The organism is Chryseobacterium sp. MIQD13 (assembly GCF_050496705.1).
In the GTDB taxonomy this organism is placed as follows: domain Bacteria; phylum Bacteroidota; class Bacteroidia; order Flavobacteriales; family Weeksellaceae; genus Chryseobacterium.
This window is the reverse complement of record NZ_JBNWAF010000002.1, coordinates 210,846-223,016: the sequence shown is the minus strand read 5'-3', so window position 1 is coordinate 223,016 and position 12,171 is coordinate 210,846. Positions and strand designations below refer to the sequence as shown.

Here is a 12,171-nt window from a genome sequence, read left to right as displayed (position 1 = left end):
AGTTGCCTGTAGAAATATTTCAGTAAAAAATAATTGAGTCATGCTGAAAGCAGAGCTTAGAAAAAAATACATGCAGAAAAGAAAAGCCTTGTCAATTGATGAGGCTTTCCTGTTATCTGAGAAAATTCTTGATAATTTTTTGAATTATTTTCAACCAGAAGCAGGGCAGAAAGTGCATATATTCATCCCAATCGAAAAGTTTAATGAAATCAATACTAACATTTTCATTAAGGTTTTCCTGGAGAAAAACATACGTGTTTTTGTTCCTAAAGTTTTGACAGACAGATTGATTTCAGTGGAAATTACTGAAGAAACTGTATTTGAAACCAACAGCTGGGGAATTTCAGAGCCTGTTTCCAATGAAGATTCAGGAGAACTTCATTTTGATTTTGTGATCACGCCTTTGCTTTATTGCGACCATAAAGGAAATAGAGTAGGCTACGGAAAAGGTTTTTACGATGGATTCTTCCAAAGTATTTCTGCTGCATCCAAAAAAGTTGGTATCAATTACTTCAGTCCCGATGAAAATATCGACGATGTCTGGGAAAATGATATTCCTGTGGATTACCTGGCTACTCCAACGGATGTACTGTCTTTCTTTAACGGGTCTGAATAGAAATCTAAGAAATAAAATTTAAATTCTTTTTTGATCATCGGAGTAGAAAGCAGAATATATTGGGCATTTTTTTCAAAAGTTCCCAGGGATTTATTTTTTGCATCAAAATATTCCAGATTGAATTTCGCATAATCCAGTGTATCTTTTTTATAAAATTCTTTATAAACATTCAGGTTGTTTACTTTCACCGATTTTACTTTAAGGCTGTCCAGTTCTCTGAACAGTTTTTTAAACGTCAGTGAATCCGGTTTATGGAAATAGCTCTGCATCTGTGAGTAAATCACCGTATCAATCTCTGTGTTTCTGTTGCCGGAAAGATAAAGCGTAGATAGATCAAGAAGTTCCTGTACTTTTTGTTTTGTAATGGAATTAATAGCCTGCATACTATCCATTTGTACAGCGGGATAGCTTTTTACATTGGTGCTGTTTCTTAATTTATCGAGATCGCTTACTTCTGTCTTTTTATTATTGCAGGAAACAAATGCTAAAAAAAGTACTGCGAAGATTAAAAACTTATTTATTTTCTTCATCTGTGGATGCGATTTTAAATTTGATAGATACTATTTTTCCCTTATTGTCTTTTTTCATTTCTATGACATTAAGGTTTTTCAGTGATGTGGTAGGTGTTGTTACCAGTGTAATGTATTTCTGCTTGTCAAGCCTCTCTATACCGTACGTTTTGTTGTCGTATATCTGATAAATAACAGCGCTGTTGCTGATCAGGTTTTCCAGTTGGTTCCTTTTCTGTTTGATAAGGGCTATCTGTTCCTCCGGATTACCGCCTTTTACGTCTTTAATTGAGAAATAGTAGGCTGCCATTTTATAATCATCAGGTTTAAGCTCAATCATTTCTTCATCAGGAGCATTTTCCAGATTTCTGTTGACTTCCAGATACTCATAGAAAGGAGCGCTTATCTGCATTTTGAGGTTTTTGTCCTTCGTGGAATAATAGAAACATTCTCCCGGTTTCAATTTATAGAGAAGTGGAGATTCATTTTCTTTGATCACCCTTATTTCAAGAGTATTGATTACGGAAACACCGCGGTCTTTATCTGTGAAACAATATTTATAAGTTTTTGAAAAAATTTCATCTTTAAACCCGAGAACTCCGGTTACAGCAATCAAAACAGAGGTAATTATGGCCCATGCATTCTTTTTAAGCAAATTTTTTCTCACTACAGGAGTTTGTATTTCTGCTGTTGTGGGTGTAATTGGATTTTGTGTAATTACTTGATTTTCAGTATTTGATTTTTGTAAATCGATGTTTTCCTGAGGCTGGTATTCTATCTTTTTAGCCTGAACATCAGTTTTTGGTAATTCAGGAGCAGAAGAAACTGTTTTTTCCAGTTCTACGATCTCTTCTTCCTCAAGATCCTCATTTTCCGAGAGTAATTCTCCGGCGAAAAGATGCTGTTTCTTAAAGTCATACCATGACTCGTATCCTGCATAAACACTCAATAAATTGAGCATATCAATTCTTGGTAATTTGGTAACCGGCGAAGTCTTGAAATAGGTATAAAATGATTTTTCGCTGATGTTACCTTTCGCTTTTTTGCGGAGGTCTTCCTGGAAATATATGATATCTATCCCTTTCCATTTTGAAATTTCATCATGAGAAGGAGTAGATTTTTTTAAATATTCGGTCTGAACATCTTTTTTTAACTGTTCAAAGTGCAATAGATCTAAATCTGTCAATTTTTATAAAATAATTAAATTGTTGATTATCAGCATTGTTTTTTTGTAAAACAATTTTACAAATGTATTACAATTATTTTTCATAAACAACTTTTGTATCTGCTCTACCTTTGTCTTGTTCAAATAACAGAACAGAAGAAAATTTATAAAAACAATATTAACAAAATTAAATTTAATTTATTATGAAAAAGTCATTATTCGTAGCTGCTATCGCTGCAATCTCTCTAGTTGCTTGTAAAAAAACTGAAGCTACTTCTACTGAAGGTGCTACTGATTCAGCTGTTGCTAACGTTGCTGATTCTGCTGCTGTAGTTTCTGATTCTGCTGCTAAAGTAATTGATTCAGCTGCTAACGTTGCTGTTGACGCTACTAAAGATGCTGCTGCTGCTACAACTGCTGCTGGTGCTGATGCTGCTAAAGCTACAACTGAAGCTGCTGCTGACGCTGCTAAAGGAGCTGCTGATGCTGCTAAAGGTGCTGCAAAAGAAGTTAAAGATGCTGCAAAAGAAGTTAAAGACGCTGCTAAGAAATAATTCTAGCATAAGCTTAACAATAAAAGAACCGTTTCACCTGGTGAGACGGTTTTTTTATGCTTTATATTTAAATAGAATAAAGAATGGAGGAGTACACAATTAACTTCCTTCTTCCATTAAATATATATTATCCTTTCTTTTGTCTTAATGACTCATAGCAGGTAATGGCTACTGCATTGCTCAAATTTAAAGAGTCAATACTTCCGGCCATTGGAATCAAGGTGTTTTTTCCCTTTCCGATCCAGAAATCACTTAATCCGGAATGCTCGGTTCCGAATAATACAGCAGAGCGCCGGGTAAAATCTCTTTTATAAATATCTTCAGCGGTTTCATCCATAAGTGTGGTGTAGATGTTGAAATTGTTTTTCTGGAGAAAGTCCAGGGTTTCTTCATTTTCAGCATCATAAACTTCCATTCCGAAAAGGCATCCGACACTTGACCGTATCACATTAGGATTATAAAAATCAGCCTTTCCGTCCGCAACAATCAGGGCATCAATTCCAAAAGCCTCACAGCTTCTCAGTATTGCCCCAAGATTTCCGGGTTTTTCAACACCTTCCACAATAATTACGGTAGAATTTTCTTTAGGAATAAAAGATGAAAGGAGGTTATCTTTAGTTTTGTAGATCCCTATAATTCCTTCAGAGCTTCCTCTGTAAGCTATTTTTTCGTATACTTTTTCACTTACATAATGGGTTTTTCCTTCTGGAAGCTTTCCTTTAAAGATATTTTCACAGATAAAAAATTCTACAGGTTCAAAATCATACTGTAAGGCTCTTTCGTTTTCCTGCTGCCCCTCTACAACAAAAACTTTTGATTTTTTACGAAACCTGTTGTCTGCCAGAAGTTTGGTGACATTTTTTATTTTATCGTTTTGAAAACTTTCTATCAACATGCTGCAAAATTATGCAAAATAATGGGTTTCTTAGTTTTCTGTCTCTAAAAAATTGCTGTTATCAATAAGGCTCTGTGGCAGATCTTTTTTGTTTTTAATCCCCAAAGACTTCAGCTTCTGAGTTTGGATAACAAGGTTGTCATTTCCTGTAGAAAGCTGCTTGTAAGCATCATTGTATACATTTTTAGCCTGATCAAGGTTTTTTCCGACCTTCTCGAGATTTTCTACAAAGCCAACAAATTTATCATATAACTTAGCTCCGCGATCAGCAATTTCCATGGAGTTCCTGTTTTGATATTCACGCTTCCACAAATCTGCAATCAGTTTCAGGGAAGTGATCAGGTTGCTTGGATTAAGAAGCAGAATCCTTCTTTCATAAGCGAAATTCCAAAGATTCTGATCAGCCTGCATAGCGGCAATATAAGCTGGCTCACTCGGAATAAACATCATCACGAAATCCAGGGATTTTCCATAATCATCATAAGCTTTCTGGCTTAGCTGAAGAATGTGGTTTTTGATAGAGCCTAAATGCTGGTTGAGTTTCATTGCATATACGTCGGGATCATTCTCATCTACCAATTCTGTGAATGATGTTAAAGATACTTTGGAATCGATGATTACATTTCTTTCGTCAGGATATTTTACAACAGCATCAGGACGCATTTTTTTACCGGAAAATTCTGAGAATAATGCTTTATTGTCTTCGTCACGAAGCTCATGCTCAAGAAAATATTCCCTTCCTTTTACGAGTCCGGATTTTTCTAGAATGCTTTCAAGGATCATTTCTCCCCAATTCCCCTGGGTTTTGCTTTCACCTTTCAAAGCTCTGGTGAGTTTTTTAGCATCTTCTGAGATTTGTTGGTTCAGTTCGGCAAGCTCTTTTACTTTTTCAGCAAGAGAGAAGCGCTCTTTATTTTCCTGTTCATAGGCTTCATTTACCCTGTTCTTAAGATCTGCAATTTTTTCCTGAAAAGGTTCAAGAATAGTTTTTAAATTATTTTGATTTAAAGTGGTAAACTTTTCAGTTTTTTCTTCTAAAATTTTATTAGCCAGATTTTCAAACTGGAGCTTAGATTCTTCCTGAATCTTTGTGATTTCTTCTTTTTGAGTATTTAAAGATTGTTGTAAGCCATCATTTTTAGCTGAAAGTTCAGAGTTTTTGGCAAAAATATGCTGCTTTTCAGATAAAAGAGCTTCTATTTGAGTAGTCTGTTTCGAATTAAGCTGCTTCTGTTCTGAAAATTGAGAATTTAAAGAAGCATGTTCCGCGGAAATTTTTGCGTATTCATTTTTCAGATCACTTAAAAGATCAGTTTGCTGCTGGTTTTGCTCTTTTTCCTTATTGATATTTTGATTAAGCTCCTGAATTTTCAGATTATGATTTTCCAGATCTGACTGATTTTTGATATGCAGATTATTCAGTTCATCATAGGAATTTCTTGAAACCGTAGATGATTTTAAGGCAAAATACAAAATAACGGCTCCCAGAATTCCGCCGGCAATAAATCCAATAATTAAATATGTCATCTCCATGTTTCAAAATTACAAAAAGAAAAATTGATTTCTTTTACGGGGAACCATTAAAATTTCCGGTTTCATTGTTACTGATTCAACTTAAATATTCGGAATCTAATGCTTATAATATTCAATATCTACTAAATGAATCTGAAACGGAGTATTGTTTTTTAACAATATTATTCTTTTCGGATTCTTGTGAGCATCTTTCTGCAGGATCTGAAATCTATAGGTGATCAGTTTCGACGTCAGCAAGTCTTTTATGTCATATCCGGAAATGAATCCATCTTTATCATAATAATATTCCGTGAATGTGTGTTTTATAATTTTACCATTTTGATTATTGTAGATGGTCCGGTCATTGTTTTTTATTTTAAAATCGCTATTGTATTTATATACTTCTTTTGATACTGGCATTGTATGTAAAGCGTATGTATTGATGAGATGGCCTGTTTTCTGCTGAATAATTTCCGCATTGGTCCAGACTTCTCCGTCTTTATTTATAGAATATCCTTTTCTTATCCCATTTTTATATTCATAATCAGTAATTTGAGAATCATTTCTATTTTGATAGACTTCTTTTGTGGCATTTCCATCTTTGTTATAATAGCGGGTTCTTGTGGAAATTAAAGAATCAGCAGTTTTCTCTTTAAGGGAATCATTGTATATTTTGGTTGTAATAGAATATATTTTTCCATTATATCCAGAGTTGATAATCTCTGCATATTTCTTATTCTGGCCTGCACAGAATAGTGATAGCCAGAATAAAAGAAAAATGCTTAGGCTTTTTTTCATGGTTGTGATGGTGTTGTTTTATTGACTTAAATATAGTGAAAAAGTGAGGCGGAAAGACTCACTGTAATTATATCTTAAAATCTAAAGTTATGGAAGTAGAACTGGTTCAGGATCCAGGACAATTGGTCTGCAGAATCCTGTGGCAAGCATGCATATTCCTCCCATACACATATAGCCGGTCATGGTTGTGGTTCCGTCCGGGCAGATGATCATTGCTTCACCGTGACGGCTGCATTCTCTGTCCGAATAGCATTCCAGGGCAGGATAAAGAGTTCCCCCGAATACATCTTTCAATGCTGTTCTTGAAAGTTTTGATAAGTTCATTTTTTTCATGTAATTAATTTTTTTTGATGGTTTTAATTTGTAAAATCTTGAAAATGAGTCTCTAAGTTAATAAAAAATAAATCACCATGATGTTACATAGTGATTTATTTAAATTTTGAAATATTTTAATGAAGTCTTTCTATGGATTTTCCTTAGAAATTTCCCCATGATGTTTTAAATACAGAGGCAATGCAGCAGAGCCATACCATGGAAGGATTTCATACCCGAAAACTCCGGCCTGTACTGCAGGATCGGTTTTTACCCACTGTTCAGCCTCTTCCTTAGATTTTGTGTTGAAAATAAACATACCGCGGTAGTTTTCTTTGTTTTGTTCCAGGAAAGGTCCGGCCACAATAATCTTTCCTTCATCAGCCAGTTTTCCGATATTCGCCATATGGCCTTTCATCAGTTCTCCCATTTTGGCTTTGTCTTCAACTTTTGTTGTACCTGTAGTCAGCATGACAATGGTATAGGCTTTCATTCCATATTTATCAGCGCCCAGAGATGTTGCCAGCTCCTGGTTGAATTTTGGCTTTTCAGCTTTTTTTTCCTGTGCAAAGGATAGTGTTCCTGCCAGAAGGGATAGGGTTAAAAATGTTTTTAGTTTCATTGTGTTAATCTTTTATTCTTAAAAATTCTTTTGCCAGTTCAATCATTTTAGGATCACCGGTATATTTTCCATGCTCGTCGGAAAGCTTTACGGTTGGGATCCATTCTTTGTTCGGAGCCTGTACACCAATTAATTTCATAACGATATTCATTGGTTTTAAACCTACGTCATTGGTAAGATTTGTTCCGATTCCGAATGATACGCCGATTTTTCCTTTACAGTAATTTGTAATTTCCTCTACCTTTTCCAAATTCAAAGCATCAGAGAAGATAATGTATTTAAATAAAGGATTGATTCCGTTATTTTCGTAGTGAGCGATTGTTTTATCTGCAAACTCTAAAGGATCGCCACTGTCATGGCGTACACCGTCAAACAGTTTTGCGAATTTCTTGTCAAACTGTTGAAAGAAAACATCAGTAGTATAGGTATCTGAAAGGGCAACTCCAAGATCCCCTCTGTAAACATCCACCCAATGTTCCAGCGCCATTTCATTGGCCATTTTGAATCCATATTCAGCGGCATGGAACATAAACCATTCATGGGCGTGAGTGCCGATTGGTTTTACACTATATTTCATGGCAAAATGAACGTTTGAGCTTCCAATGAAAGTAGATTCTTTACTTTGTGTTAAAGCTTCCATCACCAGATTCTGTACCTTATAAGAATGTCTTCTTCTGGTCCCGAATTCTGCGAAATTGACTCCAAGTCTTGCAAGCGAATCAGCTTTCTCCAGAGTTCTGTTCATAACGATCTCATTAGAATCCCGCTCCATGTGATTCATTTCATAGTGAAGCTCACTGATCAAAGCAAGAAGAGGAACTTCCCATAGGATTGTCCTGTACCAAAGCCCTTCAACGGTTACAGAAAGATCACTGCCTTCCTGATGTATTTTCACCTCAGACGGATCATAGTGATAGCCTTCCAAAAAATCTAAGTAGGGAAGGTCTATATAAGGACAGGTTCTTGCCATGAATTTTTTTTCTTCTTTGGTAAGCTTCAATTCTGCCATTTTATTGACTGCTTCCTTTAAAGCTGCATCAAAACCTTCCGGAAACTGGTGCTTTCCTCTGTTAATGAATTCATATTTCACAATAGAGCTTGGAAATAGCTTCACCACAGCATTCTGCATTGTTATTTTATAGAAATCATTATCCAGAATAGAGTTTAATCGAACGTCATTCATAATATGTGTAATTTTAACGCAAATATAGTCATTTAAAATAAAAAATCGCCTAAATGTAAGACGATTTTTTTATTAATCGGGTGATTTTTGTCTGTTACTTCCCTAAATAAGAATTGTACATCCATACTTCTTTTTCCTGTTCGGTAATATAATCGCTCATCTGAGAATTTGTCCCTTCATCTCCTGCTTTGTCCGTAATATCAAGAAGCTCTCTCTGCAGATCGATCACCACTTTAAAAGAACTGAGAATAAGTTCAACACTTTTATTACCATCCGTTACCTCTTTGGTCTCTTTGATTGTTGCTACTTTCAGATAGTCTGAATAATTGTGTGCAGGAGTGGCACCTAATGTAAGGATTCTTTCTGCAATTTCGTCGATCTTCAATACAAGGCTGTTATACAGTTCTTCAAATTTAGGATGAAGGGTGAAAAACTGATCCCCTTTGATATTCCAGTGTGAACCTCTTGTATTCTGATAAAATATTGAATAGTTGGCTAAAAGAATATTTAATTTTTCTGAAATGTTTTTACAGTCGGCTTCTTTCAGGCCGATAATGCTTGCATTTTTCATATGTTTATTTTTTATGTTAACAAATTTAGAGAATATTGTGCCGAAAAGCCGTTAATCTCAATAGAAGATAACTATAAGAAAATTTTCTAAAATAGTTTGGAAGTATTAATAAGTTTCCTATTTAAGTGATGGCAAGCTTTGATATAAATAAAGTATACTTAATCTGCTTGAATAAGTTTTACAATTATTTAATATACTGTCTTTAAGTAAAAAACAATATTGTGCTTTTGCATTTTTCCAGTATATATCGATAGTCCGTTATTCGGTTTCCAAAAGGCAATGTCTTTTTTGTGTAAGTGTTTGATTTTAATTTTTATATAAGTGTTTGCAGATTAAAAAAATATTACTATTTTTGCACCCTAAAATAAAAAGCAATTAAATGCCTACTATTCAACAATTAGTAAGAAAAGGAAGAGCCACGCTTGCCAAGAAGAGCAAATCGGCTGCCCTTGATTCTTGTCCACAAAGACGTGGTGTATGTACGAGAGTATATACAACTACACCGAAGAAACCTAACTCTGCACTTAGAAAAGTAGCAAGGGTAAGACTTTCTAACGGTAAAGAAGTTAACGCCTATATCCCGGGCGAAGGACATAATCTTCAAGAGCACTCGATAGTATTGGTTAGAGGCGGAAGGGTGAAAGACCTACCGGGAGTACGTTACCACATCGTAAGAGGTGCATTAGACACAGCTGGTGTAAATGGAAGAACACAGAGAAGATCTAAGTACGGAGCTAAGAGACCTAAACCAGGACAAGCAGCTGCTGCTCCTGCAAAAGGAAAGAAAAAATAATCATTAAATAAGGTACAAAAGCAATGAGAAAGACAAAAGCGAAAAAAAGACCGTTGTTACCAGATCCGAAATTTAATGATCAATTGGTAACGAGATTCGTAAACAACTTAATGCTTGACGGTAAGAAGTCAATCGCATTCAAAATTTTCTATGATGCATTGGATATCGTAGAAACTAAAAAAGGAGATAACGAGAAAACAGCCCTTGAAATCTGGAAAGATGCACTTACAAATGTAATGCCTCACGTAGAAGTACGTTCTAGAAGAGTAGGTGGAGCTAACTTCCAGATCCCTATGCCAATCAGAGCTGATAGAAAAATTTCTATGGCAATGAAATGGTTAATTAGCTACTCTAAAAAGAGAAATGATAAGTCTATGGCTTTGAAATTAGCTAATGAAGTAGTAGCTGCTTCTAGAGAAGAAGGTGCTGCTTACAAAAAGAAATCTGATACTCACAAGATGGCGGAAGCTAACAAAGCTTTCTCACACTTTAAATTCTAATCTGAAATGAGTAGAGATCTTAAATTTACAAGAAATATTGGTATTGCTGCACACATTGATGCAGGTAAAACTACCACTACAGAAAGAATTTTATTCTACACAGGGGTAAACCATAAAATTGGAGAGGTTCACGATGGTGCTTCTACAATGGACTGGATGGAGCAGGAAGCAGAAAGAGGTATTACTATTACTTCTGCTGCAACTACTTGTTCTTGGAACTTCCCGACTGATCAGGGAAAACCTGTTGCTGATACTAAACCTTACCACTTCAACATCATCGATACACCGGGACACGTTGACTTCACTGTAGAAGTAAACAGATCTTTAAGAGTATTGGATGGATTGGTATTCTTATTCTCTGCAGTAGATGGAGTAGAGCCTCAGTCTGAAACAAACTGGAGACTTGCTGACAACTACAAAGTAGCGAGAATGGGATTCGTAAACAAAATGGACAGACAAGGTGCTGACTTCCTTAACGTTGTAAAACAGGTTAAAGAAATGTTAGGATCTAACGCAGTTCCAATCGTTTTACCAATCGGTGCTGAAGAAGATTTCAAAGGTGTAGTTGACTTAATTAAAAACAGAGCTATCATCTGGGATGAAGCAGGACAAGGAGCTACTTTCGAAGTAGTGCCAATTCCTGAAGATATGAAGGATGAAGTTCTTGAATACAGAGAGAAATTAGTAGAAGCTGTTTCTGAGTATGACGAAACTTTGATGGAGAAATTCTTTGAAGATCCGGATTCAATTACAGAAGAAGAAATCAATGCTGCATTGAGAGCTGCTACTATCGATTTATCTATTATCCCAATGACTTGTGGTTCTTCATTCAAGAACAAAGGAGTACAGTTTATGTTGGATGCAGTATGTAAATACCTGCCTTCTCCATTGGATAAAGATGATATCAAAGGTACTGACCCAAGAACTGATGCTGAAATCACAAGAAAACCATCTGTAGATGAGCCTTTCTCTGCATTAGCATTTAAGATTGCTACTGACCCGTTCGTGGGAAGATTAGCATTCTTCAGAGCATACTCTGGAAGACTGGATGCAGGTTCTTATATCTTGAACACTCGTTCAGGAGATAAAGAAAGAATCTCTAGAATCTATCAGATGCACGCTAACAAGCAAAATCCGGTAGAATATATTGAAGCTGGTGATATTGGTGCTGCGGTAGGTTTCAAATCTATCAAAACTGGTGATACTATGTGTGACGAGAAAAACCCAATCGTTCTTGAATCGATGGTTTTCCCTGATCCGGTAATTGGTATCGCTGTTGAGCCTAAAACTAAAGCTGACCAGGATAAAATGGGTAACGCTCTAGCTAAACTGGCTGAAGAAGATCCTACATTTACTGTAAGAACTGACGAAGCTTCTGGACAAACGATTATTTCTGGTATGGGTGAGCTTCACTTGGATATCATTGTAGACCGTATGAAGAGAGAGTTCAAAGTTGAAGTAAACCAGGGACAGCCTCAGGTAGAGTACAAAGAAAACTTAACAAAAGTTGCCAGCCACAGAGAAGTTTACAAAAAGCAGTCTGGTGGTAAAGGTAAATTTGCTGATATCGTATTTGAACTAGGACCTGCAGACGAAGGTAAAATTGGTTTAGAATTCATCAATGAGATCAAAGGTGGTAACGTTCCTAGAGAATTTGTTCCTGCAATTGAAAAAGGCTTTAAAGCTGCAATGAAGAACGGTCCTTTGGCTGGTTTCGAAGTTGAAGGTATTAAAGTTACTCTTAAAGACGGATCTTTCCACGCAGTGGATTCTGATGCACTTTCTTTTGAATTAGCTGCTAAATTAGGATTTAAAGAAGCGGGACGTGCTGCTAAGCCAGTGATCATGGAGCCTATTATGAAACTAGAGGTTGTAACTCCGGAAGAATATATGGGTAACATTATCGGTGACCTTAACAAAAGAAGAGGTACGATCAGCGGTCAGGAAGAGAAAAATGGTGCTGTAGTTATTAAAGGTTCAGTTCCACTTTCTGAAATGTTTGGATATGTTACAACTCTAAGAACACTTTCATCAGGAAGAGCTACTTCTTCTATGGAATTAGAGAAATACGCACAAACTCCTCAAAACGTTGCTGAAGATATTATCGCTAAAGCAAAAGGTTAATTTTTTAAAGTAAAGAA

General features: G+C 35.8%; 14 protein-coding genes. 5 read left to right on the top strand and 9 right to left on the bottom strand.

The genetic code is table 11. The annotated features are described in order from the left end of the window. Window positions 1-40 precede the first annotated feature (40 nt). On the top strand, window positions 41-616 hold the full coding sequence (locus tag ACQWU4_RS08160; protein WP_429935271.1) for a 5-formyltetrahydrofolate cyclo-ligase: 576 nt from the start codon (window positions 41-43) through the stop codon (window positions 614-616). Here ACQWU4_RS08160 and ACQWU4_RS08155 read toward each other — a convergent pair. Both ACQWU4_RS08155 and ACQWU4_RS08150 read right to left on the bottom strand, forming a co-directional pair. Next, window positions 565-1,146, bottom strand: a complete 582-nt coding sequence (locus ACQWU4_RS08155) for a hypothetical protein (protein ID WP_429935270.1) — start codon at window positions 1,144-1,146, stop codon at window positions 565-567. The two genes, ACQWU4_RS08160 and ACQWU4_RS08155, sit on opposite strands and share 52 nt — an antisense overlap. Beyond that, entirely contained in the window at window positions 1,130-2,311 is a 1,182-nt protein-coding gene (locus tag ACQWU4_RS08150; RefSeq protein WP_429935269.1) for a hypothetical protein, read from the bottom strand. The genes ACQWU4_RS08155 and ACQWU4_RS08150 overlap by 17 nt, the downstream gene beginning before the upstream one ends. A 182-nt stretch (window positions 2,312-2,493) precedes the next feature. On the opposite strand from ACQWU4_RS08150, the gene ACQWU4_RS08145 reads away from it, so the two are divergent. Then, window positions 2,494-2,844, top strand: coding sequence for a hypothetical protein (locus tag ACQWU4_RS08145; protein ID WP_429935268.1), 351 nt, complete (start codon window positions 2,494-2,496; stop codon window positions 2,842-2,844). A 127-nt stretch (window positions 2,845-2,971) separates the two neighbouring features. Here the strand turns inward: ACQWU4_RS08145 and ACQWU4_RS08140 are convergent, their stop codons facing one another. From ACQWU4_RS08140 to ACQWU4_RS08110, 7 genes are all read right to left on the bottom strand, one after another. Then, complete coding sequence (locus ACQWU4_RS08140; RefSeq protein WP_429935267.1) at window positions 2,972-3,739, bottom strand: TrmH family RNA methyltransferase; 768 nt, start codon at window positions 3,737-3,739, stop codon at window positions 2,972-2,974. Window positions 3,740-3,769: 30 nt separating this feature from the next. Next, window positions 3,770-5,272: a DNA recombination protein RmuC gene (rmuC, locus tag ACQWU4_RS08135; protein ID WP_429935266.1), complete on the bottom strand. Its 1,503-nt coding sequence runs from the start codon at window positions 5,270-5,272 to the stop codon at window positions 3,770-3,772. A 96-nt stretch (window positions 5,273-5,368) separates the two neighbouring features. Then, on the bottom strand, window positions 5,369-6,049 hold the full coding sequence (locus ACQWU4_RS08130) for a hypothetical protein (protein WP_429935265.1): 681 nt from the start codon (window positions 6,047-6,049) through the stop codon (window positions 5,369-5,371). Between the two features lie 87 nt (window positions 6,050-6,136). Then, window positions 6,137-6,382 (bottom strand): hypothetical protein, encoded by a 246-nt coding sequence (locus tag ACQWU4_RS08125; RefSeq protein ID WP_429935264.1) that lies wholly within the window; start codon window positions 6,380-6,382, stop codon window positions 6,137-6,139. A 130-nt stretch (window positions 6,383-6,512) separates the two neighbouring features. Beyond that, window positions 6,513-6,983 (bottom strand): YciI family protein, encoded by a 471-nt coding sequence (locus tag ACQWU4_RS08120; protein ID WP_429935263.1) that lies wholly within the window; start codon window positions 6,981-6,983, stop codon window positions 6,513-6,515. A 4-nt stretch (window positions 6,984-6,987) separates the two neighbouring features. Beyond that, window positions 6,988-8,166 (bottom strand): nicotinate phosphoribosyltransferase, encoded by a 1,179-nt coding sequence (pncB, locus tag ACQWU4_RS08115; RefSeq protein WP_429935262.1) that lies wholly within the window; start codon window positions 8,164-8,166, stop codon window positions 6,988-6,990. A 94-nt stretch (window positions 8,167-8,260) separates the two neighbouring features. After that, window positions 8,261-8,737: a Dps family protein gene (locus ACQWU4_RS08110; RefSeq protein WP_429935261.1), complete on the bottom strand. Its 477-nt coding sequence runs from the start codon at window positions 8,735-8,737 to the stop codon at window positions 8,261-8,263. Window positions 8,738-9,116: 379 nt separating this feature from the next. On the opposite strand from ACQWU4_RS08110, the gene rpsL reads away from it, so the two are divergent. The 3 genes from rpsL to fusA are packed head-to-tail and all read left to right on the top strand — an operon-like array spanning window position 9,117 to window position 12,154. Next, window positions 9,117-9,530 carry a 30S ribosomal protein S12 gene (rpsL, locus tag ACQWU4_RS08105; RefSeq protein WP_002983146.1) on the top strand — a complete coding sequence of 138 codons (414 nt, stop codon included), beginning with the start codon at window positions 9,117-9,119 and terminating at the stop codon, window positions 9,528-9,530. Window positions 9,531-9,553: 23 nt separating this feature from the next. Next, complete coding sequence (rpsG, locus tag ACQWU4_RS08100) at window positions 9,554-10,030, top strand: 30S ribosomal protein S7 (RefSeq protein WP_048501161.1); 477 nt, start codon at window positions 9,554-9,556, stop codon at window positions 10,028-10,030. Between the two features lie 6 nt (window positions 10,031-10,036). Next, on the top strand, window positions 10,037-12,154 hold the full coding sequence (gene fusA / locus ACQWU4_RS08095) for an elongation factor G (protein ID WP_429935260.1): 2,118 nt from the start codon (window positions 10,037-10,039) through the stop codon (window positions 12,152-12,154). Window positions 12,155-12,171 lie beyond the last annotated feature (17 nt).

Excerpts from the sequence above, each read along its gene's own strand:
- ACQWU4_RS08145 (WP_429935268.1), top strand. The coding sequence starts at position 2,494 with ATGAAAAAGTCATTATTCGTAGCTGCTATCGCTGCAATCTCTCTAGTT.
- rpsG (WP_048501161.1), top strand. The coding sequence starts at position 9,554 with ATGAGAAAGACAAAAGCGAAAAAAAGACCGTTGTTACCAGATCCGAAA.
- pncB (WP_429935262.1), bottom strand. The coding sequence starts at position 8,166 with ATGAATGACGTTCGATTAAACTCTATTCTGGATAATGATTTCTATAAA.
- ACQWU4_RS08120 (WP_429935263.1), bottom strand. The coding sequence starts at position 6,983 with ATGAAACTAAAAACATTTTTAACCCTATCCCTTCTGGCAGGAACACTA.
- rpsL (WP_002983146.1), top strand. The coding sequence starts at position 9,117 with ATGCCTACTATTCAACAATTAGTAAGAAAAGGAAGAGCCACGCTTGCC.
- fusA (WP_429935260.1), top strand. The coding sequence starts at position 10,037 with ATGAGTAGAGATCTTAAATTTACAAGAAATATTGGTATTGCTGCACAC.
- rmuC (WP_429935266.1), bottom strand. The coding sequence starts at position 5,272 with ATGGAGATGACATATTTAATTATTGGATTTATTGCCGGCGGAATTCTG.
- ACQWU4_RS08155 (WP_429935270.1), bottom strand. The coding sequence starts at position 1,146 with ATGAAGAAAATAAATAAGTTTTTAATCTTCGCAGTACTTTTTTTAGCA.
- ACQWU4_RS08125 (WP_429935264.1), bottom strand. The coding sequence starts at position 6,382 with ATGAAAAAAATGAACTTATCAAAACTTTCAAGAACAGCATTGAAAGAT.
- ACQWU4_RS08160 (WP_429935271.1), top strand. The coding sequence starts at position 41 with ATGCTGAAAGCAGAGCTTAGAAAAAAATACATGCAGAAAAGAAAAGCC.
- ACQWU4_RS08110 (WP_429935261.1), bottom strand. The coding sequence starts at position 8,737 with ATGAAAAATGCAAGCATTATCGGCCTGAAAGAAGCCGACTGTAAAAAC.
- ACQWU4_RS08140 (WP_429935267.1), bottom strand. The coding sequence starts at position 3,739 with ATGTTGATAGAAAGTTTTCAAAACGATAAAATAAAAAATGTCACCAAA.
- ACQWU4_RS08130 (WP_429935265.1), bottom strand. The coding sequence starts at position 6,049 with ATGAAAAAAAGCCTAAGCATTTTTCTTTTATTCTGGCTATCACTATTC.